Origin of the sequence: Rhodobacter lacus, from assembly GCF_042683065.1 — a bacterium.
In the GTDB taxonomy this organism is placed as follows: Bacteria; Pseudomonadota; Alphaproteobacteria; order Rhodobacterales; family Rhodobacteraceae; genus Rhodobacter; species Rhodobacter lacus.
Map to the genome: position 1 here is coordinate 453,237 of NZ_JBHUIX010000011.1, position 23,442 is coordinate 476,678.

Annotated in this window: 20 protein-coding genes and 1 pseudogene; 8 read left to right on the top strand and 13 right to left on the bottom strand. The window is 58.5% G+C overall.

Annotated features, from left to right (window positions below; translation table 11 throughout):
• Positions 1–305: 305 nt before the first annotated feature.
• From ACFSM0_RS11705 to ACFSM0_RS11725, 5 genes are all read right to left on the bottom strand, one after another.
• Entirely contained in the window at positions 306–851 is a 546-nt protein-coding gene (locus tag ACFSM0_RS11705) for a hypothetical protein (RefSeq protein WP_377390527.1), read from the bottom strand.
• Positions 852–858: 7 nt separating this feature from the next.
• Entirely contained in the window at positions 859–2,043 is a 1,185-nt protein-coding gene (locus ACFSM0_RS11710; RefSeq protein ID WP_377390529.1) for a hypothetical protein, read from the bottom strand.
• A gap of 422 nt (positions 2,044–2,465) precedes the next feature.
• A complete protein-coding gene (locus ACFSM0_RS11715) occupies positions 2,466–2,876 on the bottom strand; it encodes a hypothetical protein (RefSeq protein WP_377390531.1) in 411 nt (136 codons plus the stop codon).
• Positions 2,877–3,011: 135 nt separating this feature from the next.
• On the bottom strand, positions 3,012–3,215 hold the full coding sequence (locus tag ACFSM0_RS11720; protein WP_377390533.1) for an ATP-binding protein: 204 nt from the start codon (positions 3,213–3,215) through the stop codon (positions 3,012–3,014).
• A 517-nt stretch (positions 3,216–3,732) separates the two neighbouring features.
• On the bottom strand, positions 3,733–3,903 hold the full coding sequence (locus ACFSM0_RS11725; protein ID WP_377390535.1) for a ribbon-helix-helix protein, CopG family: 171 nt from the start codon (positions 3,901–3,903) through the stop codon (positions 3,733–3,735).
• A 109-nt stretch (positions 3,904–4,012) separates the two neighbouring features.
• On the opposite strand from ACFSM0_RS11725, the gene ACFSM0_RS11730 reads away from it, so the two are divergent.
• The 4 genes from ACFSM0_RS11730 to ACFSM0_RS11745 all read left to right on the top strand — a co-directional run bounded on the left by ACFSM0_RS11730 (position 4,013) and on the right by ACFSM0_RS11745 (position 9,794).
• Complete coding sequence (locus ACFSM0_RS11730) at positions 4,013–4,513, top strand: hypothetical protein (RefSeq protein ID WP_377390537.1); 501 nt, start codon at positions 4,013–4,015, stop codon at positions 4,511–4,513.
• Positions 4,514–4,656: 143 nt separating this feature from the next.
• Entirely contained in the window at positions 4,657–5,193 is a 537-nt protein-coding gene (locus ACFSM0_RS11735) for a hypothetical protein (protein WP_131725708.1), read from the top strand.
• A 78-nt stretch (positions 5,194–5,271) separates the two neighbouring features.
• On the top strand, positions 5,272–7,494 hold the full coding sequence (locus tag ACFSM0_RS11740; protein ID WP_377390540.1) for an AAA family ATPase: 2,223 nt from the start codon (positions 5,272–5,274) through the stop codon (positions 7,492–7,494).
• A gap of 563 nt (positions 7,495–8,057) precedes the next feature.
• Positions 8,058–9,794, top strand: coding sequence for a recombinase family protein (locus tag ACFSM0_RS11745; RefSeq protein WP_377390542.1), 1,737 nt, complete (start codon positions 8,058–8,060; stop codon positions 9,792–9,794).
• Positions 9,795–10,138: 344 nt separating this feature from the next.
• On the opposite strand, the gene ACFSM0_RS11750 is transcribed toward ACFSM0_RS11745, so the two are convergent.
• The 8 genes and pseudogenes from ACFSM0_RS11750 to ACFSM0_RS11785 all read right to left on the bottom strand — a co-directional run.
• Positions 10,139–10,429 carry a hypothetical protein gene (locus ACFSM0_RS11750; RefSeq protein WP_377390544.1) on the bottom strand — a complete coding sequence of 97 codons (291 nt, stop codon included), beginning with the start codon at positions 10,427–10,429 and terminating at the stop codon, positions 10,139–10,141.
• Between the two features lie 635 nt (positions 10,430–11,064).
• Entirely contained in the window at positions 11,065–11,841 is a 777-nt protein-coding gene (locus ACFSM0_RS11755) for a phospholipase D-like domain-containing protein (RefSeq protein WP_377390546.1), read from the bottom strand.
• Entirely contained in the window at positions 11,842–12,762 is a 921-nt protein-coding gene (locus ACFSM0_RS11760; protein WP_377390548.1) for a DUF5655 domain-containing protein, read from the bottom strand. It lies immediately after the preceding gene.
• 173 nt (positions 12,763–12,935) lie between these two features.
• Positions 12,936–14,339, bottom strand: a complete 1,404-nt coding sequence (locus tag ACFSM0_RS11765) for a hypothetical protein (RefSeq protein ID WP_377390550.1) — start codon at positions 14,337–14,339, stop codon at positions 12,936–12,938.
• The gene (locus ACFSM0_RS11770) at positions 14,329–14,568 is read right to left on the bottom strand and encodes a hypothetical protein (protein ID WP_377390552.1); all 240 of its coding nucleotides are present in this window, start codon (positions 14,566–14,568) and stop codon (positions 14,329–14,331) included. Before ACFSM0_RS11770 ends, ACFSM0_RS11765 begins: the two co-directional genes overlap by 11 nt.
• Entirely contained in the window at positions 14,555–15,889 is a 1,335-nt protein-coding gene (locus tag ACFSM0_RS11775) for a restriction endonuclease subunit S (protein WP_377390554.1), read from the bottom strand. Before ACFSM0_RS11775 ends, ACFSM0_RS11770 begins: the two co-directional genes overlap by 14 nt.
• Positions 15,886–18,084 (bottom strand): N-6 DNA methylase, encoded by a 2,199-nt coding sequence (locus ACFSM0_RS11780; protein WP_377390556.1) that lies wholly within the window; start codon positions 18,082–18,084, stop codon positions 15,886–15,888. Before ACFSM0_RS11780 ends, ACFSM0_RS11775 begins: the two co-directional genes overlap by 4 nt.
• A 121-nt stretch (positions 18,085–18,205) precedes the next feature.
• Positions 18,206–18,409: pseudogene (locus ACFSM0_RS11785) on the bottom strand (tyrosine-type recombinase/integrase); the annotation flags it as partial.
• 251 nt (positions 18,410–18,660) lie between these two features.
• Here ACFSM0_RS11785 and ACFSM0_RS11790 point away from each other — a divergent pair.
• From ACFSM0_RS11790 to ACFSM0_RS11805, 4 genes are all read left to right on the top strand, one after another.
• Positions 18,661–19,296 carry an N-acetylmuramoyl-L-alanine amidase gene (locus ACFSM0_RS11790; RefSeq protein ID WP_377390558.1) on the top strand — a complete coding sequence of 212 codons (636 nt, stop codon included), beginning with the start codon at positions 18,661–18,663 and terminating at the stop codon, positions 19,294–19,296.
• A 23-nt stretch (positions 19,297–19,319) separates the two neighbouring features.
• On the top strand, positions 19,320–19,577 hold the full coding sequence (locus tag ACFSM0_RS11795; protein WP_377390560.1) for a hypothetical protein: 258 nt from the start codon (positions 19,320–19,322) through the stop codon (positions 19,575–19,577).
• Positions 19,578–19,652: 75 nt separating this feature from the next.
• A complete protein-coding gene (locus ACFSM0_RS11800) occupies positions 19,653–21,242 on the top strand; it encodes an anti-phage dCTP deaminase (RefSeq protein ID WP_377390562.1) in 1,590 nt (529 codons plus the stop codon).
• A 322-nt stretch (positions 21,243–21,564) separates the two neighbouring features.
• Complete coding sequence (locus tag ACFSM0_RS11805; RefSeq protein ID WP_377390564.1) at positions 21,565–23,421, top strand: GmrSD restriction endonuclease domain-containing protein; 1,857 nt, start codon at positions 21,565–21,567, stop codon at positions 23,419–23,421.
• Positions 23,422–23,442 lie beyond the last annotated feature (21 nt).

Genomic DNA, 23,442 nt, shown 5'->3' on the forward strand with positions numbered 1-23,442 from the left:
GGCGCGTGAGTGATCACATCCCTCGCCCACCTCTCGTGGCGAGTGATCATTGCGCTTGAAGATCGCCATCGACCTACCCGGCCCATTCCCGCTGTTCGCCGGAAATGCCCAGCGCTGCAACGCGGCCTGTCAAACCAGCCATTCGCTGCGACTGCAAAGAAGACCGTGAAGCTGCGGGACTTATCACTTGGCCCGAAGAGTGTTAAATCGACGACGAAATTCGGAACCAGGCCACAGACAAAGTTTTGGATTCTCCGCCGACCGACAAAGAGCTTAAGTGTGTCGCCAATAGTGTTCACTCGGCTTCAAAAGGCACCGAACAGGCGCCGAACTGTGCTGCCGAGGTAGTCTTCAATGGCTGATCGGTGATCTTCACCAACATTGGCGGCGATCTGAGAGGCTTGGACGATCCGCGTCGTTGCTTCTGGTGTTGCATCGTAACGGCCGATCTCCCTGATCACTTCCGACAAACTTGCACGGAATGCACCAGCCGTCTCCTCGATACGAGCTGTCGGTGTCGGAACGGTGCTCAAATCAGAGATGAGCGCCGTGGCAACTTCCTGAATACGCCGAACCTCCTTGGTCGAAGGCAGCTCTGGGCTCTCGTTGAGATTGGGGTTGGCACTTGTGAAGACGGAAGCGGATACGGTGATCCAGCTGTCTCTACTTTTCTCCAGCTCGGGAAGCCGGGCTTCAAGCCTAGTCGCAATGTCGACATACGAAGCATACCAGTAGGTGCCGAACCCTGCGACCGCGGCAAGGAGCAGGCCAACGATCGTTTGCACGATCATCACCTTCCGAACCTGAGCGAGGGTCCAGGTCGCGCCGTCCTTCATCTGATCGCCTGTCACCGGCATCTCAACGTTCAGCCTCCGCATCCACTCCACCACGCGACGCTCTGACCGCCTCCCGAGTCACCCTGAGGACCTGTTCACAGGTTTGCGCCCCGAAGATGGCGTAGAAATCATATAGTGTTTGGCCGACTGTATCGGCCTGATCCCGCGCACCCGCGGCTATGCTGGCAGTCTCCTGGCAGACATTCTCCACCCGAGCATTGCCGTTTGCCAAGTCATTTATTACTTGGGCATCCGCGTCGAGCATTGCCAGAGCGACGAAGGCAATGGCTGCAAAGATAGCAGGGCGCGCGCTCTGGAACGTGACCCGCCCGAACGGTGAGTTCACACGAGCATGGATCAGAAGATCCCTGTCTGTCGACCAGACGAGAGCGGCGAGCCGGGTGGCATCGATGGGGGCCACATCCCGGGCCTCGGCTTCGGCCCTCTCGCGCTCGACCTTCGCCTCGATCACATACCGCATGAGGGTAGAAAGATTGTCCAAGGTAGCCGCCGGGAAGGGTGCATCCCCGCCCCGGAACTGCGCATAGGCATCCCCGCCATTGATCGCAAAGCTGTCGTAATATTCGCGGTATAGTCGGATGCTAGCGGCACTGTTCAGCCCCATCTGACTGATGCGGCTCGCAACGATCCCCCTGTTCTTCCGGTGATCCGTAATCTCTGGAGGCAGGAGCCGCATAGGAACATGTCGGGCGTTCAGAATTGGGCGCCCTTGGAAGACAAGCTGCTTCTCCCCCCACTTGCGGACCACGGGGACCCGATCAGCTGTTGGTGCCGCGACCGTTCCTAGAAGCGCGTTGTCACCCAAGGATGCGCCAGGGACGAAAATCAGTGCTCCTTCTGGGATAACATCGAGAATCTGGAGGACTGTGTTCTTCGACCGTGTATGAGAAATTCCGTCATCGACGGCGAGGCGGTAGTCGCCGGCAGCCCTCGAAGGCCCCCTCTCAGAGCGGCCCCCATCCTTCTCCCAGTCTCGCCATGCCCTCCCCCTACGCACCTGAGCATCGAGGTCTTGAGCATTCTTCGCGAGAACACCGTTCGGGAGGTCTAATAGAGGAACATCTGGAGCTATCGCCGAAGCTTCCCCGAACGCACGAGCCAAGCGATAGCCTGCACCCGGCCTAACCATCCAAACCTCGTGGTCTGCCGGAAGTACGGGGTAATCCAGCTTAATCTTCGTGGGCAACGTTTGAGTCCTTCTTGGCGAGAATGTCTTCTTCTATCGAATCTCACAGATTAGCGATATGCCCAAGTGCTCCCGGTAAACATCGAGTGCAATGGACTTTCGTGGGGCGGCATGGAAGTTCCGGTGCCTTAGTAAGACATTACTGGACTTAATGGAATAGCCCAGACCGCTAAGTGGTTTTCTCGGTACGAAGGGGGCGCGTACCTGTTGGCATCCCTTGAGGCCTCGCTGCTCTGTACGGCTGCGTAGAAAGCCCTCCGGCGTCTAGCGCAATCGAATGTCGGCTTACGACACTGGACGGTTGGCTCGCGGCCGCAAAGAACGGCCGCTTCCCGCCCCTCACGTTGGTCGTAGCCTCGTAGACATGGTCGGCCCACAGCCGACACTGGATTGACCCACGTCGAAGGTCCGCAAGCGTCCGGTCAGGGCGGCTTTGCCCTATCAAAGGGTTTGATCCAGGTCAGCGTGAGGATGCTAGCGGCCATCGCGATCAATAAGATCGTCGTCAGGTAAGGTGAGGTCATGCACCCCTCGCTGATTGCGAAGCGTGTGACGTCATCTGCCTCGCTCCAAGTGCTCACTGTGAGCGCAACTATGAGTATCAAGATCACGATTGCGACTGCGGAGAACCAGGCTGACCTTAGAAGGAGGGCTCCCACCGTCAGTCCAATCGCAATCAGGCCGATGGGTTCGAACAAGAACAAGGCGAGGTCATCGAACTGGCTGATAGGACCATCCTGTGGTGTCCAGGCCGGTCTTACCTTATCACAGACCTCCCCCGCTGCCGGTGTCGACGTGATCAAGCAGGCCAGGACTGCCATGGTTTGATTCATCGTGCTTGGCTCCGGGCAAAAGGTCGTCGACCTTGGTGATCTTGTAGTCGGGGATGCGGGCGAGGGTGAGTGTCTGAGGCGCCAGTCTGGCACGGGGCGGGGCGGAGCAAAAGCCCGGCCCTGCGCAGTGTGGGGTCAGATGCGCGAATCGGCGTCAAAGGTGATGCGAAAGCGGGTCGGGCGGGAGGTCGCAAGGCTGATCCCGCCGCGATGGGCGGACAGCAGGTTGCGCACGACCGCAAGGCCCATGCCGGTGCCGCCCGATGACCGCCGCGTGGAAAAACCGGCTCGAACACCCTCAGCCGCAGCCTCGGGAGGCTGCAAGACGCTGATACGCATTCTCGGGAAGGCCGTGGAAAAGACCCTCGCCGAGGTTCGGAACTGAGGCGCGGGCCAATGCCGGATCGCAGTTGAAAGGCAGCTTTGAGGCGCCCCACGTCAGCCGCGCCAAGCGTGCCGTCCCGCGCGCCATGCCTGTTCTCTGCGCAGTGCGCCGTTCCCCGAGCCACCTCGCGAACGGCGGCTGTCGCCGATTGCCGCAGGCACGATGCCGCAACGTCACCGGCGGCTGGCCGCCCGTCACGTCGGCGCCCGGCGTCACGGAGCGAAATACACTAATGGCAGAAAGGGGCATGAGCCCCTCGCTGCGGCGCGCTCGAAAAGTAGCTTTTGAGGGCGAGCTCAAGGTTCTTGACGAGCGGATAATGGGGTGGATTCGTAGAGTAAACCTTCGTCGCCAGAACAGCTGAGATGAGGGCCCTCGTTGAGCAGAGGCACCCGATCTACGGTTACGGGCAAACGCATCGGCCGCAACCGTCTTTCAAAAGGCTAAATCGTCAGAAATATCGGCACACGGTCATTGCCTATCCGCCTCAAGGTATTTTGCAACAATCCGCCGGATTAGCTCCTGCCTCGTTGGTAGTCCATCTTCCCGCTTACGCAGCTCATCAAGCTGCGCAAGCATATCGAGCGGCAGGCGCAGCATTATGTTCTCGCCATCGACCTTCGGCCGACCAGTTCGAGCCATTACGATTCTCCTCTTGACAAGGATTGTATATTTATATATTTAAGTCGGGCGGGCAAGAGCTGGAACCTCTCGCCCGCCCACCACAACTGATCTTACGAGGAGATCACTCATGGCTACCCATTCCCCTACCACGGCACGTGCCGTGATGAAACCCATCCCTCAACCGTCGGCGATCGCGCGGATGTTCCCCCGCGTCATCGTCGCCCTCGCGGCGTACATCGAGGCGGAACGCGACGCCGAGAGCGACTGGGCCACCGACCCCGCCTGCATGGAATGGCTGCACGATGCCGAACGGGCGCGTAGCACCGTTCTGTGCCAGATCCAGAGTATCACGGATCAGACCTTGCGTGACCACGGGGATTTTGCGCTCAAGGCCACGGCGATGCTGGCAGGCATCCTGATCCGGGCCTCGTCCACCGCGGAATTTCTGCAGGCGTACGCACTCCTCGGCTCTCATCCCGGCGCATTTGAGGCGCCGACTGGCAGTTCAGCACGGGTGCAACAGATGCTGCAAACCGCCCGCGAGAGGCTCGCCGACTTGGCGACGCTTGGCGCCTGCGTCGATCCCTATGAAGCCGAGTTCAAAGCGGAGCTCGCCACGGCGAGCTGAGATCCAGCCCGAACAGATCTTATCCCGTTCGGCTCTTCCCCATCGCCCTGACGTGATGGCGCAGCGCGCAACCTGCGCGGTCGACAGCGCATGCCTCCTCGGCCCCTTGGCCGGGGGTCTCTCCCTTATTGCCGAGGTGACCCATGTCCCAAATGCTCCTGCCTGGGCTACTGCCCCCCGTCGAGCCGCCGCCGCTGCGTGCCGTCAGCGCGCCGACGGAGATGATCGATTATCCCGACATTCCGGGAACCATCCGCGCCACCCACGCAAAAAGGATCGGCGCCGCCGGGGAGCGGCTCACCGACTCCCTTCTCATTCGCTGGGGGTTTCACCCGCTCGAGGCGCCCGAGTCCGAGCCCTATGATCGCCTGCTGTTCGTGGGGGACGATCCGATCAAGGTTCAGGTCAAAACCGTCACACACCCCCGCGGCGGGTTCTTCACCTTCACCCTGGAACAGGGCTATCGGCGCAGCCCGGGCGGCCGACACAAGTATCGGCACGGGGCCTATGATGTCGCGGCCTTGGTCATCCTGCCGGAGAACGTGATCTATTTCAGCGCCGATCCCCGCCGTGTCCAGCGCGTGGCAACCACGGAGATCGCGTATCTCCGGCGCAAACCGCAGGCAAGTTTTCTCGATGCGATAGCGGCCTATCGGGAGCGCCGCGCCCTCGGCGCCTGATCTCATACGCCAGTTTGAACAGCCATTCTCCCCGACCGCCGCGGTCGGGGCCAGTCTCCACATGTCTTGAGGTGCGCCATGACCACTCGCCAGAACCACACCGTCCCGCCCGTCGCCGCTGACAAGATTGCGGAATTTCTGACGGCCTATCTGTCCCCGGATTTTTCGTCGGAAGACGATCCGCCCGAGTTTCAGCCCGGCGAGAGCGATTATCCGGATTTTCCGGGCTCGGAGGGGCTGACAAATCCGGATATTTCGCCCGATCCGTTGCTCGAGCTGATGCGCAAGGGCATCGCGGAAGCGGAGGCCGAGATCGCCCGGCGAGAGGCGGCAGAAGCGGGACCGCAACGGCGCCGCCCGAACCGATCGGAGGCGGTCACACTCCTGTCTCTCGCCGCATTCGCCACCGCTCTGCCCGGGAAAGCGGCGCTGGACCGCCTCTATTGGCCGGGCACCGTGACCGTTCTGCAGACGCCGCCCGGTTATGAAGCCGCCGTCGCGCAGGCTCTGTCATGGCCAACGTTGCGCCATCTGCGTGCCTTGGCTGCTGTCGGCACGGATCACGCCGATCCGAAGTTGCGGGTTTTCAAATCCGCGGCCAGCGCCTCCAGAGATCGCACGGCGGACCAGCGCAATTTTCGCGCGAAGCTGGAACCGACGTTGGAGCAAGGCGCCTCGATCCTGCTCGTGACCGCCGATCGTGACGTGATCGACAACGAGCTCGCCGAGGTGACCGTGCTGCATCTGGCCTTGCCGCGCCCCACGCCCGAGGCGGTGCTTGCCGTGTTGCGCCTGACGCACTCTGACGATTGGGAGGCTGCCGAAATCGCCGCACTCCTGCCGTCGCCCGCCGATCTGGCGCGACTCTCCACCCGATCGATCGGCGCGGCGTTTCGCGCCGAAACCGCCGCCGAGGTGGCGCGCCGACTGGCGGAACTCGCGCAGTCGTCCGCCGCGGCGACGGGCGTCACGCTCGATGACGTCTACGGCCAGCCTGAAGCGGTGCGGGCCTTGCGTGTGATGGCGACGGATCTTTCCCGCTGGGAGCGGGGCAGCCTCGACTGGGCGCAGGTGACGGCCTCAGGGCTGCTGTTTGGGCCGCCCGGCACGGGCAAATCGCTGATGGCCCAGGCACTTGCGGGGACGGCGGGCATCCCGCTGATCAGCACCTCGTATGCCGATTGCCAGCGCCATGGCCACCAAGGGGATATGCTGGCGGCGCTGAGCGCGAAGGTCAGTGAGGCAATCCGGCGAGCGCCCTCGGTGTTTTTTGTCGATGAAATCGACAGTTTCGCGCGGCGCGGCGGCAACGGCCAGACGGATCGCTACCTTCGCGGCGTGGTCAACGGCCTGCTGACCGAACTCACCCGATTGGCCGAGACGCCCGGCGTCATCGTGCTGGCGGCGACCAATTATCCCGATCAAGTTGATGACGCGGTCATTCGCAGCGGCCGTATCGACCTGCGGATCGGTCTCACGGCGCCGGATCTTGCCGGGATTTCCGCACAGATCGCCGCCTCGCTGGCAAAACTGCAGCCGCGCCCCCGGATCTCGGCCCAGACGGTCGCCGAGATCTCGCGCCAGATCCTCGGTTGCTCCGGCGCCGATGTCGCCGCCCTGTTGCGGGCCGCGGCAACCCGCGCCCGCGAGGCGGGGCGCAGGCTGTCTGCGGCGGATCTGCAGGCCGCGGCGGACAAAATTGCTCCGAAGCCTGATCTCGAGCAGGAGGAGCGCATCGCAATTCACGAGGCGGGGCATGTCGTTGCCGCCTGGGCGATGCGCCGCCCGGTGCCACGTCGCGTCCGCCTGAGCCGACAGGGCGGGTTCGTCGAGTCCCGGCGCGCGGCGTTCCACACGCTGCGCAGCGCGAATGACGAACTCGTGGCACTGTTCGGAGGCAGGGTGGCGGAAAAGCTTTTCTTCGGCAACGCCTCCAGCGGCGCGGGCGAAGGGCGACGAAGCGACCTAGCGCTTGCAACCCGGCTCGCCCTGCAGATCGAGCGGGAGTGGTGCCTGACCGACAGCGGACTCGCCTGGCACGATACCGAAAACACGCCGCTCCTGGTGGCCGATCCGCTTCTGAGAGATCGCGTGGAGGCCCGGCTGCATGCCGCCGAGGCGGAGGCGACGCACGTTCTGTCCCGGCGTCTGCCCTATGTGCAGCGCATTGCGCAAGCGCTGATGCGGGAGCGGGAACTCAATGCTGACGGGATCCTCAAAATGCTGGAGGTCACTGAATATGAGGACGCGCCCAATGTCGGCGCCGAGGTGATCCCGTTTCCGAATTTTTCAGGGGAGTAATGGAATATGACCGCGAGCACCGAATATTTTCATCTGCCCCACGCGACACCTCAACGCCGGGATGTGAAATTCTTTTTCGCAAACCAGAGAAATGCGCGAAAAAATATTACTCAAGGACAGCTCTCGCAAAGCAATATTGTCTCATCGCTTCAGGCACTTCAGGGATATGAACTTTTGCGGATGAGGTTATCCACACCCTTGACCGCCTCAAAATCAAATAGGGCATTATCAACTTTTCGCTTTTCGACTATTTTTAAATACGAAGCACGGAAACCAAAACTCCGCATCTTCCGAAAAACCCTTGAAACCGCGAGCATTATTCGCTCGCTGAAACGGAGTAACTCGGCCGATGGCACGAGGCAAGAAAGTTCATGTACGCGGAGGGAGAGGGGTGAAGGCCTCGCTCTTGCCAGCCGCACCGCATGGGCATTCTCTTGCCGCATCAGAAGCTATACCGCATGCAGCCTTTCTCGAACTGGCGCGTCTCCTGGCTCGACAAGCTGCGCGCGAGGCCTTGAAGCACGCCGCCGCGGCAGAGGGTGCCGATCGTACAGGAGGCACAAATGAATAAGGCATATCCAAACACCCGCCCCGCTCGTGCGGCGATCTACGCGCGGTATTCAACGGATCTGCAGTCTGCCGCGTCGATTCCGGATCAGGTTCGGCTTTGTCGGCGACTGTGCGAGGAGCGCGGCTGGACTGTAGTTGAGGTTTTCGCTGACGAGGCGATGAGCGGAGCGTCTCACCTGCGCCCTGATTTCCAGCGCATGCAACAGGCGGCGATGGCCGGGCAGTTCGATGTGCTGGTCGCTGAATCCCTCGACCGGCTGTCGCGCGATCAAGAACACATCGCCGGGCTGCACAAGCGGATGCGGTTTCTCGGCGTGGACATCGTCACGAAGGCCGAGGGCGCGATCACCGAGATGCACATCGGCCTCGGCGGCACGATGTCTGCGCTCTTCTTGCGCCAACTCGCCGAGAAGACGCACCGGGGCCTCGAGGGCCGGGTTCAGGCGGGCAAGTCTGCGGGCGGCCTCAGCTACGGCTACCGGGTCGACCGGCGCCCGCTGCCAGACGGAACGTTTTCGACGGGGGATCTGGTGATCGATCCCACCGAGGCGGCGGTGGTAACTCGGATTTTCGAGGCCTATGCGCGCGGAAAAAGCACGCGCGAGATCGCTGGGGCTTTGAACCAGGACGGGATCCCTGCCCCACGGTCCGGCGGCAAGGGCCCCGGGACTTGGTCGCACACGACGCTTTCCGGAAACTGGCAACGCGGCAGCGGGATCCTGAACAACGAACTCTATATTGGCAAGAGGGTGTGGAACCGACAGCGTTTCGTCAAGGATCCGGATACCGGCAAGAGGCAAGCGCGCCTCAATCCAAAGGAAGAATGGCTGGTCACTGAGGTGCCGGAACTTCGGATCATCCCGGACGATCTCTGGGAGCGGGTGAAGCCCCGCCAGCAGGGCAAACGCGATGACATTTTCGAATCGAGGCGCACGAACCCGAAGGCGCGCGGGAACGAGAAGGCCACCGATGCCAAATACCTGCTCTCGGGGCTGCTCAAATGCGGCTGCTGCGGGGCGAACTATGTGATGATCAGCGACAGCCGGTATGGCTGCGCGGCGACAAGGAATCGCAAGACCTGCCTGAACCGCAAGACGATCAAACGCACCGACGTCGAGGCGCGGGTTCTGGGCGGGTTGAAGACGCAGCTCATGCATCCTGACTTGATCCGGGAGTTCATCGCGGAGTTTCATCGGGAGATGGAAAAAGAGCGGCGCGAGAGCGCGGCCGGCCGGGTCGAGGCGGAACGGGCCTTGGTCAAGATCACGAGAGAGATCGAGAACATCCTCACGGCGATCACGGAAGGGATGTTCCATCCGAGCATGAAGGCGAAGATGGATGCGCTTGAGGACCAGAAGGCGGCATACGAGGCAAAACTGGCCGCGCTGCCCGCGCCGAGCCCGGTGATCCTGCACCCCGGCATCGCAGATGTTTATGCGGCGAAGGTTTCGGATCTGGCGGCGGCGCTGAACGATCCGGAGAGTCGCCCCGAGGCGGTGGATATCCTGCGGAGCCTGATCGAGAAGATCGTGCTGACGCCGGACGCGGATGCCGCGAACGGGCATGTTGTGGAGCTTTTCGGGGAGCTGGGGTCGATTTTGTCGTTGTGCGACGGGGGCTTGGAGGAGCGTGTGGCCCAAAAGCAAAAGGCCCGCCGTATGAGCGCGGGCTGCAGGCAAGTGACGATGGTTGCGGGGGCTGGATTTGAACCTACGACTTTCAGGTTATGAGGCGGACAAAAAGAAGAACATCGGAGCCATAGATTTCAACCAATTACACGACAACCTATTGACCCTGCTTGATTACCTTGCCGCTCGTAACCGCAACAGGCGGAAGGTAACGTAGCCCAAACCGTGAACGACGTAGATCGGCAGGTTGACCTATTGTTGACCCGAATTTCCGCTTCCGATCCCCGCTAGAGCTCTTCCCGCCCGACGAACACCGTGCTGACCCTATCCAGCATATCCGTAGACTGCCCCTCTGAAGCGGCCCGGCAGAATTCGAGAAGCGTTTCGGCGCGAGCCCGGATTTCATCGAGCTTGCCTTTAGGTTGGGCGTTGAACAACTCCTCAATTTACGAGATGCCTAGGTAGTCCGGGATGGTCTTGTCCTTGGCGCTCTTTTCACTGATGGCCTGCTTGGCCTCGATCCAGCACGGATCAAGTTCCTGGGCCCAAGCCTCAGCGAGCTTTTCGAGGGCAGGAAGGGTGAGATCGCCGAAGATTGATCGCCCGCCATAGTCCACCACTTGGCCCGAGAGAAACCGCGCAAGGTATGCAAGGATCGAAACCGTCCTGGCTGGCCGGATATCCCAGTGGGTCAGATTTGGAAGGGTCTCGGCGAGGTTCGCCAGAAGGCTTGACACCTGATCGAGTCGTGGCGACTGCAAATGCAACCCACGTCGCTTCGTCTCTCGGAACGCCTCGACCAGTTGCCGCGCGGCCTCTGCCTGATCCCCACTAATCTCGGTTGGTCAGCAACTTCCCTGAGAAGAAGAAGGCGAGGTGCCTGAACGTGAGGATTGCGCAGATCGCCGGTTCGGCCCCCGAGCATCAAGATTGTCGCCGGGCTCTGAGAGGCCAACAGACATAGCTCCGCGCCCCACAACCCTTTTGGCTTTGCTTCCTGCACGCGACGCATGACGTCGTCGGAGACCTCCCTCTTCAGCGCTTCCACCTGATCGAAGTAGTTGTTTGGGCGTAGAATCCTCGGTTTCTTGATCTGGTTGAGCACAAAGTCTGTCAGCTCCCCCGCCGCGAACTCCTCGATTTCCTCCGACAGCTCTTCCGCTCCAACTCCAGACAGAAGGGCGATATTTTTCACACGGCCCCTCGCCTTCTTGTCCGACGATAGGACAAGGCCGCGAGGTGCTTTCCGATATCGGTCTTGCCTGCGCCTGTGGGCGCTTCGACGAAAGCGAAGACTTGCTCATGGATCGTCCCCGCGGCATCGTAGATCAGTTCCGCCTGAAACGGCTGCGGGGGCCGCCCAGCGCTAGTATCACCCGCAGCGATCCACGGCGTGAAGCTGGTGGCCTCGACCACCGTGCGCGCGACCGCCCGGCGAGACGAGTCGGACGAGCGACCGCAGGATCGCAAGGGCCTCTTCCGTCCAGTCGCGGCCCATTTCCCAGTAGCGTTCGCCTGCCTCGCGCCGCGCCGCAGCAAGGTCTGGAGACGCAGCAGCGTCACCGATGAATTCGAGGTTCCAGCGCAATCCGCCATTCAAAAAGTTCGCAGAGCCGGAAAGCGCGTCGCCGTCTCCGATCACAAGCTTTGCATGCAACATGGGCGGCCGACGGCCAACAACCTTCTGCGCTACATCAGGGTCAAAGACCCGCAGGGAGATCGTGCCGCGTTCTATGGTTTCGATCGCCAGCACCGCACGAAGATCAGCCAGGTCGCCAACGGAAAGGCCCTGCACGCCAGGAAAGAAGGCCCGCGCCTCTTCGGCGACAGGACGTCCACGGGCGTCAACCTGCCGACTGGAATCCGTGTTCGTTACGAACACCATACGGATGCTGCCCGTGGGCCGATCCGGGATCCCACCTACCGTATCAATAAGGTAGGCAAGGGACGACAGGAAATCCTGATAGCCCGTGACGATGAGGCAGTCGCTTGCGCGCACAACCTTCGTGACAAGGCTATGGACCGGGCGCTGATTGTTGTCCGCCCAAGCTGCTGCGCCAGGGGCATCAGGTTGAGCAGAAGTAACGGGCGGTGAAGCTCTCGCAAAGAACCTCGATAGCAGCCCCCTCCGCTCCGTGTCCTCCAGCATTCACGACGCACCGTAGCTGAGTTCGATCAGTGGCTTCGCCTTTTCCAAATCCTCGGCCTTAGACAGCGTGATCTCAAGGTCGCCGGTGCCGAAGTGACCGAGGTTGGAGACATCGCGGGTAAAGCCTGGCGCAAGCTGGACCGTCGACGGGTCAACCTTCACGAACATCAGAATCTTGCCGATTGAGGGCCGAAACTCGACGCAGGCGAAGTTCTTGATCCGCTTGAAGGCGATGTAGAAGCGCAGGGTGGTCTCCTGAACATCGTCGCCAAGCGCCATCATGAAGGCCCGCAGTGCCTCGAACCGATCCTGCATCCCTGGATCAAGTTCCTGCATTACGGTGCCGATCGTCTTGTACTTGTTGCCCCCGCTTGCCCCACCATCGGCCGGGCTGGTTTTCGTATCAATGAACACGCCCTTGGTCGAGGTCGCCGCCACAAGGTCGAGCATCAAAAGCTCGGGCCCGAAGCGGCGGTAGCGGATCAGTTCGATGTTCCGCTGCATCTGCTTAACAGCGTGGTCATCATACCGGTTGAAGTCGCCCGCGATGCAGATCAGCCGCGGCGCAGACCAATCAACGCCATCTGCGGCGGCCTTGCCCAGCTTCTCCATAACCAGCCACTGGAAATCCTTGCGATGATCCATAAGCCAATCCAGGTAGAACAGCCCCTGGTTGATGACGTTCTCGTTGCTTGCCCGCTTGTACTCAAGGATCACCGGACAACCGTTCTCGTCCAACCCCAGCGTGTCGATCCGGCCGCCATGGGTGGTCGTGTACTCCGTCGCCAAGAAGCGAACGCCCATCAGAGCTTCGAGGTTCTTCTCGAACAGGACTTGCACGGATTTCTCGACGGTGTCGGTCGTTCCTGCCAGTTCGGTCACCGCGCCGGAAGCTATGCGGAAAAGCTTGATGTCACTCATTTCTCAAACTTTCAAACCATTTGAACCGCACCGCCACAGTCGCCCAAAATTCAAACTCTGCCAATCACGCATTACTAGTATTGCAAATCCCCGAGAAGGATCACAGCCAATCGAAAAGCTGCTTACAAAATCTGCTCGTAGAGGATTAAACACAAAGCACTTCAAGCTGGACCTCACAATATTGAGCCAGATGCCGTTTGAATGGCGTTAATCTCCGCTCCCAACCTATTAGGAATCTCCGCCGCCTGAGAGATTTGCACATACTTAAAGGTGTTAAGGTCGAATGGAACCTTGTCCGTCTCCGATCGCGGCTCAAAGAGAAAGATAAGTCTATTCTGTTCATGATGCTTAAGCGCAAAACCAGCTTCGATGAACACGTTTGGGCGCTGGCCGGTAAGATCGCAAATAATGATATCCGCCGACGCAATCGCCTCATACATCCTGGAATGTATTGGAGGGTTACCACCCTCTTCGGTTCCCATATCCACGAGCTCAAGGGAAACACCATGTGCTGCAAGGATATTGGCCAAAGTCTGTTGTAATTGCTGAAGCCGAAGGTTTGCGCGATTAAATGCGTCATCAGGGGCGCTCTGAGGCGGATACCAGCGGGCCAATAAGACCCTCTTGGGGATGCGCATCTGCGCGGCCTTAAATGTCTCTAAAAGCTGCTCGGCTGGTGACAACCGGTTCAAGAGGCTTGTTATCCCCTGGGCTCCAAGCAAGCGTCCGAGGCGATCAAGAACAGCGCCTGACGCCAACACTTTCTCTTCGTGATTATTACCCGGTGCCTCCTTCCACACGCGCGCAGCAAGCTCGAAGAAGCCATAGGTGCGACACATCGAGGGGTGGTTTACGGTCAGGCGTATCGCGATTTCGGAAAGGCCCGCGAAGAGGTCTTCGGCGAACGCTGTCAGTGTTGGGCGATCTTGAGTAATCGCCCGGTCCATCGCGATGAGGTTGCGGGCGGACTCCCAAAGTGCCGTCAGTGGTCTCTCGCCGAACTTTGCGCGGGTCGGTGCTGCCAAACCGTTGAGGCGTTCCGATAGCAACCGCGTCAGGTGCAAATCTGGACTGTAGGCGAACTCGTTGTCGGGAAGCATCGCATGGACCGGATTTTGCCCAAGAAGAAGCTGAAGACCGTGTTCCGACTCCAAAGGAAGGGCAGTGCTATTGATTGTGTGGAAGATCAGGGATTCTGCAAAATCGTCGGAGTCATTGGCGGCATCGCCAAGCAGGATCATGCAGAACGGTGCCAGATACTTTGTTGGCGTGTTGGCGTCTTCGACAAGCTGGTCGGCCAAGTGTAGCCGGTGGTTCCCGTCAATACGCCGCACAAGCTTGTCGTTCCTGATCGCTTCAAGCTGGCCTCGCGCGACTCGCACGCGTTGGATAGGGCTTGTCTTGTTCGAATGTCGGCGGCTGATCTGAACCGGACTGCCAGCAGGGTTAGTCGCACCGAACACGGTTTCCCCCAGCCCCAATTCGTCCTGCCCGACCACCCCACGCGCGGTTTCAAGACGGACCGGAGACCGAACTGATAGGATCACCTCAGGCAGGAAGCGGCTTTCACTCTGCATCAAGGTACTTCTTGATGTCTTCGGCGTGCTTTTCAGATTCTGGCCTTTGGTGGCCTACGACACCTGCACCCGCTGGTCCCGCTTCCATCTTGTAGGGAACGGAAACCGCGGCCAAGTCGCGTAGGTCTGCATAGCCACGGATAATCCTGAAAATGCCAAGGACGCCTTCGGCAAAGAGGCTTTCAAATTCGATGTATTGCTTGCCCCGCGACACTTCAGTTCCCTTCAACCTTCAGCGTTCCCAAGATCATTTGTTCGATCTTGCCCTTTCGGCGCTCTAGATCGGTGCGCGCCTTGGAAATCTTCGATAATAGCAACGTGTATTCGTTCGCCACGCGCTGCTGCTCTTCGATTGGAATCAAGGGAAGCCTGATTTCGGCAAGATTGCCATAGTACATGCGCTGCTTGACCCCTCCCACCCGATTGAAAGCAACAAGTGAAAGGAAGTAATCGGTCCGCAAAAGCAACGCCATGAACTCAGGCAAAAAGCCGCTTGTCAGTCGCCAGACTTGATATTCCGGGCTGGTGATTGCGTCCTCAGGCACGTCGGGCACGATTCCCAAAGAGCCGACATTGGCGCGCGTCGGATTGTGGAAGAACCAATCCTTTTCAATGCGCTTATAAGGCGCATTGAAATCTGCACCTTGCTGATAGCCGTTGAGAAAAACGCCGTCCTTGTTGTTGACGCCGTACACAGGCCATTCCTTCTCTGGCTGTTCCCACGGCCTAACGGTCGCGGTGCACTCTTCAGTGTAGTCGCCAAGTCGAACGAAATCGGGGTTTGAGGAAAGGAAGTGAGCGGCGCGGCCTGCTTTCATGTCCCACTGTTGTGTAGCTTCGTAGCCAGCGACAAAAAATCGCGACCTGCATGACTGCTCGAATCCAACCGTTCGCTTTTCCAGTTGATCGTTTAGCTTCACCGCTAATCGCTTCACGCAGTTAAGGTGCGAGTTCAGTGCTGCAACGCCATCCCGCCACACATCAGCGATAGCATTCTGAGTTGGGAGACCTGGTAGGGGTACTTTCGCATCTTGAAGCTGCGTCGGTTGAATTCGCTTTCGACCAGATGCGCCACTAATCATCGAGTTTAGAAGTCGCATGAATGCGTCGGTTCGGAATAGCAGCTTGATGTAATCAGGCTCCGCCTTGCCCAAGTCCACCGTATAAACTGGAAACTCCGAAGTGGCGCACATGTTTGGAATATCATCTGGTGCAATTCCAATTGCGCCATTCCGGACGTCAATTTTAGAAAAGACTACATCTCCGGGAAAAACCCGAAAAAGCTTTCCCTTTACTTCGCTTATCTTAGTCGGATCTCGTCGTTCGATGCTACCATCAAATCGGATGGTAAGAAGCGTCACCTCAGAGTTCGGGCGCAAACTGTCAAGTGCTGCCTCGCTACGCCGAGTAAGCGCCCATCCCAGCTCGTGAACGTGGAGGTCCTCCCAATGCCATTTCGCCGCAAATTGCGCTGACACGTTCCAAGTGGCAACCTCCGAGAATGGTACCACAAGGGGCAGTTTTCGTGCTGCTTCTTCGATTGGCTTCATGAACTGGCACCAGCCAACGCATTGGGGTCATTCCGAAAAAGTTCGAACCACTCAATGCACGAACGAGTTATTCCTTCGGGCAGATTTGTATTAGGACCTAGTTCATTGGTGTCTTCTTCACCTGTGGCGGAAATTCCAACATGGTCGGCTTCGTACATGAAGATGGAATACGGAAACCGAATCTTTGCCAATTTTCGGGACTCAGCCGTCTTCAAGCCTTCCATGCGGCTTATGTACTCTCGTAGCTCCTTCTGCAGGGCGGTCCGCGCTTCCTGGTTTCCGCTATCTTTTGCGGCCAGTATTGCTGTATCGAGGCGTGACCGTTCGGCGGCGATTTCTGGCTCGTACCGCTTTTCGATGAATTTTCGGCATGCCGCCCTACGAATTCGAAAGACGCGCTCTTCGACTTCGGTGAACTTCTGCAAGAAGAGCAAAGAACACTTCACGCTTGCGCCTGAGCTGACAAAGGTTTCTGGCGGCAGGCTTACAACGGCACGCAGGAAGGCGCGATCTTCTGTGAACTCACGTACGCGGGTAAGAGACGGGTTATTGAAGATGCCTTCGGGCAAGACGATGCCCATGCGACCGCCGGGCTTCAGAAGGTCGAGGCATCGTTCGATAAACAAGAGCTCGGTCTTTATCTTTGATTTCTCGCTGGCTGGCAGCTTGAAGAGGCTGGCAATGGGCTTGTTGACGTGCGCTTTGACGCGCGCCTGAGACTCGCGGTAAAGCTCGCCATACTCGTCCAGATACCTGCGCTCTGCAGCGGGAGACACTTCGATCTCTGAAGGAAGGATTTTGTCACTCGGCTCGACGTTCGCACCGAACGGCGGGTTTGTTAGGATGATGTCGAACCGTCCTTCGAAAATGCCGTTCACGTTCAGGAATCCGTCATGGTGATGCACGCCACCGTGCCCGTCTCCGTGCATAATCATATTCATCTTGGACGTGCGAGCCATCCGATCGTTTGCATCCGTCCCATAGATGCATCGGTTCGAGAGTTTCCAAAGGCGCGATCCCGGGACGCTTTGGTCAAGGTCCCGCTGGATCTCTTCGAACCTGGCCTTCAGTTTTTTGGCCTTCTCTTCTTCGCTCAGAGACGTGTCGGCATCCACAGAGACCTTGAACTCGTTGTACTGCCTGTCGGCATCGGCAAGTATCTTCTCGCGTACGATCTCAAACACGCGGATTAGGAACCCCCCTGAACCGCTAGCTGGATCGCAAACGACCTCACCTTCTTGGGGGTCCACCATGTGAACCATGAATTCCACGATAGTTCGCGGGGTGAAGAACTGCCCTATCTCACCGCGAAATGTGCGACCGAGAAAACGTTCGAATGCCACACCCTTAACGTCCTCGCTGGTGTCCGAAAGATTGTACTTTTCGAGCTTGCGGACAATCTCTTCGCCGGTAGCGGGCTTGAGATTGATCCGCTCATCATCGTCAAAGATTTTGTCAGTTGAGTAATGGGATTTTGTTTGCTGGAACAGGTTGTCCAACGGATTTTCTGCAATCTGGCCCTTTAATACATCAACTGTGAAAAGATTAGTTTTGCTCCGTCGTGTTAAAAGTTGCCGTTCCACGTATACCTTGGTGAATAGCACTTTTGCGATTTCATCAAACGCCGCGGCCGGGTCCTTCTTTTCCCTATTCCGGATAATGTTGTGGCACTGGTGCAGTAGGTCCGCAAACTCCTTCTCTTTGAATGCTCGAAGCTTGTTGAGAAGCTCCTCAATGTCCTTGTCCGAAGCATTTCCGTGAGGAATGTTTTCAATTTCTTCAGTGTAACCTGGAACCTTTTCCTTCTTGACACGCCAGTATTTTGTTTCGCGAGAGTTGTGCGTCACAAAAAATGGCGCACCCACAATGCGCGCATAATTCTCACCTTGATTGTAGTCCGCTGGCTTGATCGTAACGTTGTCCGACTTGCATTCCACTATGACAAATGGTGCATTGTCCTCAATCTTGTCCTGAACTGTCCTCCACAGAACAAAATCAGCCCGCGCACTTGCGCTTCCACGTCCCGTTAAATCCATTTCCTCGGAAATTTGGTCCAGAGAAAACTGGTATTCGTTCACTAGATGTAACAGATACTCTTGCCTTACCGCTTCTTCCGGTGTTTCAATAAGCCACTTTTTTCTGACATGGCTAAAAATCCTGCCTTTCCCGTCACGCTTTACTTCGATAGCCGTCATCCTGGATCTCTGCCCTCGCGGTGTAAGCCGTTTTATGTTTGAGATAGCTCAGCCACCAGTGGTTGTCATCCACTTGTTGGATTTGCGTGTCCCGTCTGTCGAGTAGCTTTCGTGCTGCCCCCTACTCCCCCACCACCCTCAACCGCGGCTTCAGCATCTCGCCCACCGCGTTCACCCCGGCGCGCAGGGGTGCGTCGATCAGGTGCGCGTAACGCTGAGTGGTGCCGATCTGGGTGTGACCGAGCAGTCGGCCGATCATTTCCAGCGATGCACCCCCGGAGACCAGCAAGGGCGCGAAGGTGTGGCGCAGATCGCGGATGAGGACATGTCGGATCACCTTGTCATGAGCCTGAGACACGCAAATTCCGGTCGGGGTCATCCGCCTATGTCGCCGAACTGCGTCAGCAGATCGCGATCCTCTCTGAACGCTGCGCCCTTCTGGCCGCGGAACTGGCGGCCGCCCGCGAGGCACAAAACCCGCCGCCGGACCCGCCCAAGGCCGGTTGAACTTCGCCCAGAACGACCCGCGCCCCGCCCTTCCGGCGGGGTTTTTCTTTGCCCGAAAGGACCAAACCCATGACCGACCAGATCGACGCGCTGAAGGCGCTGCAAATGGCGCTGGCACGCCTCGGCTACTACACCGGCGCGATCGACGGCCTCTTCGGCCCGCGCACTGATGCCGCCTTGAAGACCGTTTCTGCCGAGGGTGGCGCGATCCGCAACTTGAAGCCTGCGGTGTCGGTGCCAGCCGGGCCGATGATCTTCCAGGGCAGCGCCCGCTACCCTGTGGACGAAATCGTCATCCATTGCGCAGCCACCCACCCCGATTGGATGCGGGGCCAGCCGCTCACCGCTAAGCGCAAGGAGATCGACCGCTGGCACCGCGAAGAACGCGGGTGGCGCAAGCTCGGCTACCACCATCTGATCGATCGCGACGGCGCGATCCTGCCTGGCCGGGCAGAGACCGAGATCGGCGCCGGGGTCGAAGGTCACAATCGCGGCGTCATCCACATCTGCCTGATCGGCGGCGCGGGTTCGGCCGCGACCGATCCCTTTGAGCGGAACTTCACCGTCGCCCAGGATCGCGCCCTGCGCGGCCTGATCGACGCCATCCGCGCCAAGACCGCCATCACCCGCATCACCGGTCACAACGACCACGCCGCCAAAGCCTGCCCAGGCTTCGTCGTGCGCACCTGGATCGACCGGGCCTGAAATCCACCAAAGGAGAGACCAACATGAACCTGTTCAACCAACCAACCCTTCGTCCCACCCGCAAAATGGCCGCCGTCGGCTGGACCAGCCTGCTCGGCCCGATCGTGGCCGCGATCATCGCGCCCTGGCTTCCGGGGCTGTCGGAAGCCTGCGGTGGCGAGGTTGGGGCGTCCCTTGTCGCAGGCGGACTCGCGCTGGCGCAGGGGGCGGTGAACTTTGCGGCGGGGTATGTAGTGAGGGAGACGAGTCACCACGGGGACACAAAAGGTTCAAACCGTTAGCGGCGGTGATTGAAACCGACCGCAGCCTATGACATAGTGAAGCAGCAGGGGCGGAAGTAAACAAAAACGGTCAAAATGAATCAGCTTGCATTGAAAGCGGCTTCTCAGAATGTTCACGATGAAGCAGCAGCGCAAGCCCCGCTCGCCAATGACCTGAAGGACCGTCGCTCGCAAGAACTGGTGTTCGCACTCGTTGGCCCACTTGGTTCCGGCTGCACTACTGTAGCAAACGAACTCCACAAACTCCTGAAAAACGAGTACCTGTATCTCGCTCCGAAGATCATTACAATTTCAGACTTCATCCGCGAGGGCCTGAAGAAAAAGGGCAAGCCCCTGCCTTCACGGGAAACTGGTTTAGACAACTACATTGCCGCCATGCAAGATGCTGGCAATGATTTGCGCGAGGAGTATGGCACAACTTACCTGATCGAAAAGGCGATTGAGGCGATACATACTGAGCGAAAGAGAGCTGGTGGATACAGCGATGGGATAATTGTTCCCAAGCGAATCGCATATATTATTGATTCGATCAAGAATATCGACGAAGCCGAACTCCTTCGAAGCGTTTATGGCGACTCACTTATTCTTATTGGCGTGTTTGCACCAGATGCCATCAGGAACAAGCGACTCAAAATTAAGGAGGGAAAGAAGCAAACCTTTGTTGAGATTCTCAAGAGGGATCAAGGCGAAGAAGCTTCTTTTGGCCAAAAGACACGTAAAGTTTTTACAAGCTCTGACTTCTTCATCTGCAATGACGCTGATCTATACAGGCTTAACGAGAAGATCGAACGCTTCGTTGAGTTGGTTTTTGATGTTGGGGTTCATACTCCAACCCGCGAAGAAGCCGCAATGTATAAAGCAAGCTCTGTTGCTGCCAATTCCGCATGTATGTCTCGCCAGGTTGGCGCGGCAATTGTTTCGTCTGCGGGTGAGTTCATTGGGGTCGGGTGGAACGACGTGCCAAAGTTCGGCGGAGGTCTTTACAATGAAGACGATCGCTACTCCAGCACTCAGGACAATCGGTGCTACAACTGGGCTGATGGTGAATGCCATAACGAGATGCGCAGGATGGAGATCATCACCGACGTTGTGCAAAAAATTGTTGGCGCTGGTCTTCTGAAGAAAGGTACGGGCCCAGAAGATGTGAGAAACGCCATCGGTGGAACTCGCATTAAGGATTTGATTGAGTTTTCTCGTTCCATTCATGCAGAAATGGAGGCAATTGTCTCTATTGCGCGCGAAGGAAAGCACTCTCTCGTGGGCGCGACGTTGTTTACGAATACCTATCCGTGCCACAATTGCGCCCGCCACATAGTAGCGGCCGGAATTAAAAGAGTGGTCTACATTGAGCCTTACTTGAAAAGCTTAGCGACCCAGCTCCATGAGGACGCGATAACCGAGGTTCCGCACGATATAGATGAAGATGGCAATCGGGTTAAGGACGCAGCACCGCAGACTAAGGTGTTCTTCCAACAATTCGATGGGGTTGCCCCAAAGAACTTCCTCAAACTTTTCCGCCCTCTTGCTGAACGCAAAGAGAATGGACGACGTCGGATTGATGACAAGACTTCCGTGCTGCCTATGCTGACGATCGCGCTCGACGGTCCAGCAACATACGAGACAAAAGTTGTGGCTGATCTTGCTATCAAAGAAGGAAGCGTCTGATGACACAGCAGGATGATAAGCTGCATTCACAACAGCTTTCCTTTAGCTTCAGCGCTGGCGAAGGCAAACTCGAGACCAAGAGTGCGAATTCTTCAGCGACTGTTCAGCACTTTATGAACCGTGAGGCCTTGAGCATTAGGCGAGAAGCAATTGAGCGCGTCAGGCGCGATGGAATATTCCCAGTTCACGTCCGAAAGAAGTAGAGTTTAGATAGCGTGACCCGATCAAGTCAGGCCAAAATGTACGACCCTAGACGGGCGGTTCAAGGTGCAATTTCCGCACTATTCGACAAGCAGTGCCATCCGAACTTGGCGAAGCGTTGATGGCACGGGTAGAATTCGACAGCACTAAGAAGCCGCTGGACGACCTTCTGAAACGGGCGCGCGATGGTCTGATCCAGCTGCCGGATTTCCAGCGTGGCTGGGTCTGGGATGATGAGGGCCTGCGTGGCCTCCTGGCATCGATTTCCCGGTCCTTCCCGGTTGGCGCGATAATGACATTGCAGGCGGGCGGCGAGGTGAAGTTCAAGCCTCGCCCCATTGAAGGCGCACCGCCTGGCAGCGCAAATGTCGCGCCGGAGTCTTTGCTTCTGGATGGGCAGCAGCGGCTGACATCGCTGTATCAGACGACGATGCGCCGAAGCGTTGTCGAGACGATGAACACCAAGAAGCAGAAGATCAAACGCTTCTACTACATCGATATGGCGCGCGCCCTAGACGAGGGTGTTGATCGGATCGACGCCTTCGTAGGAATCCCCGAGAGCAAGATTGAGACGCGGAACTTCGGTAAGGAGGTCGTTCGGGATCTGACGACCGAAGAGGCTGAGTTTGAACAGTGCATGTTCCCGACCAACCGCATCTTCGATTGGAACGACTGGCTGACCAAGTTCGCCGCATACTGGCAGTACGCCCCAGACAAGATGCAGTTCTGGTTCAAATTCCTGAACGAGGTGCTGTCTGCCTTCCACCAGTATCAGATGCCAGTGATCGAGCTTGGCAAAAGCACAAGCCGCGAGGCCGTCTGCCTTGTGTTCGAGAAGGTGAACACGGGCGGCAAGAAGCTCGACGCGTTCGAACTGCTCACAGCGATCTATGCGGGTGAGGAAGAAGGATTCTTGCTTCGCGAGGAATGGACCAAGATCGCCAAGACCCTGAAGGACGCGATCGCCCTCAAGGAACATCCGCTGACGCGTTTGCAGCCGACCGATTTCTTTCAGGCGCTGGCACTTCTGTTCACCCGGGATCGCCGCCTAAATCATCTGGCGGCGCAGTTGCCCGGCGATGCCCCGGCGATCAGCTGCACTCGCGATACCGTGCTCAGCGTTCCGCTGGGCGCCTACAAGCAGTATGCGGGCGCGCTGGAGGAGGGGTTCAAGAAGGCCGGGAAGTTCCTCTTCGGTCAGAACATCTTCTGGTTCAAGGACGTCCCCTATCAGTCGCAACTGGTGCCGCTGGCAGCCATCCTCACGGAACTTGGCGATCGCTGGACGCAGGAGGCGGTGCGCCAGAAGCTTGCTCAGTGGTACTGGTGCGGTGTTTTCGGGGAGCTCTATGGAGGGGCGATCGAGACCCGTTTCGCCAAGGACCTTGCCGATGTCCTCGCCTGGATCGATGGCGGGCCGGAGCCGACAACGGTGAAGGACTCGGCTTTCCGGCCGGAACGCCTCAAGACGATGACGTCACGACTGTCAGCGGCCTACAAGGGTGTTCATGCCCTGTTGATGCACAAGCAGGCGCGGGATTTCTTGTCGGGGCAGAGCTACAACCAGACCAGCTACTTCGACGAGGCCGTCGACATCCATCACATCTTCCCGCGCGCTTGGTGCCAGAAGATGGGCATCCCGCGCGAGCGGTATGACACGATCATCAACAAGACACCGCTCAGTTCCAAGACCAACCGGATCGTCGGCGGCGATGCCCCGTCTGCATATCTCGCGCGCTTGCCCAAGCAGGGCGCGGCATCAGACGCCGCCATCGATACCCACCTTGAAAGCCACCTGATCGATCCCCTGCTGCTACGGTCGGATGACTTCGACGGTTTCGTAGGACGGCGTCAGGAAGCGCTGCTCGGGCTCATCGAGGTGGCGACAGGGAAGGCGATCTATCGCGGGGTAGCGACGGACGAGCCTGTTGAGGACATGATCGAGGACGAGGCAGAGGGGCTTGAGGCGGCCGAATAGACCGCCTTTCCTGCCAAGCGC

Coding starts and splice junctions, on each gene's coding strand:
- ACFSM0_RS11715 (WP_377390531.1), bottom strand. CDS start 2,876: ATGAATCAAACCATGGCAGTCCTGGCCTGCTTGATCACGTCGACACCG.
- ACFSM0_RS11720 (WP_377390533.1), bottom strand. CDS start 3,215: ATGCGTATCAGCGTCTTGCAGCCTCCCGAGGCTGCGGCTGAGGGTGTT.
- ACFSM0_RS11725 (WP_377390535.1), bottom strand. CDS start 3,903: ATGGCTCGAACTGGTCGGCCGAAGGTCGATGGCGAGAACATAATGCTG.
- ACFSM0_RS11730 (WP_377390537.1), top strand. CDS start 4,013: ATGGCTACCCATTCCCCTACCACGGCACGTGCCGTGATGAAACCCATC.
- ACFSM0_RS11735 (WP_131725708.1), top strand. CDS start 4,657: ATGTCCCAAATGCTCCTGCCTGGGCTACTGCCCCCCGTCGAGCCGCCG.
- ACFSM0_RS11740 (WP_377390540.1), top strand. CDS start 5,272: ATGACCACTCGCCAGAACCACACCGTCCCGCCCGTCGCCGCTGACAAG.
- ACFSM0_RS11745 (WP_377390542.1), top strand. CDS start 8,058: ATGAATAAGGCATATCCAAACACCCGCCCCGCTCGTGCGGCGATCTAC.
- ACFSM0_RS11755 (WP_377390546.1), bottom strand. CDS start 11,841: ATGCTGGAGGACACGGAGCGGAGGGGGCTGCTATCGAGGTTCTTTGCG.
- ACFSM0_RS11760 (WP_377390548.1), bottom strand. CDS start 12,762: ATGAGTGACATCAAGCTTTTCCGCATAGCTTCCGGCGCGGTGACCGAA.
- ACFSM0_RS11765 (WP_377390550.1), bottom strand. CDS start 14,339: ATGCAGAGTGAAAGCCGCTTCCTGCCTGAGGTGATCCTATCAGTTCGG.
- ACFSM0_RS11775 (WP_377390554.1), bottom strand. CDS start 15,889: ATGAAGCCAATCGAAGAAGCAGCACGAAAACTGCCCCTTGTGGTACCA.
- ACFSM0_RS11780 (WP_377390556.1), bottom strand. CDS start 18,084: ATGACGGCTATCGAAGTAAAGCGTGACGGGAAAGGCAGGATTTTTAGC.
- ACFSM0_RS11790 (WP_377390558.1), top strand. CDS start 18,661: ATGACCGACCAGATCGACGCGCTGAAGGCGCTGCAAATGGCGCTGGCA.
- ACFSM0_RS11795 (WP_377390560.1), top strand. CDS start 19,320: ATGAACCTGTTCAACCAACCAACCCTTCGTCCCACCCGCAAAATGGCC.
- ACFSM0_RS11800 (WP_377390562.1), top strand. CDS start 19,653: ATGAATCAGCTTGCATTGAAAGCGGCTTCTCAGAATGTTCACGATGAA.
- ACFSM0_RS11805 (WP_377390564.1), top strand. CDS start 21,565: ATGGCACGGGTAGAATTCGACAGCACTAAGAAGCCGCTGGACGACCTT.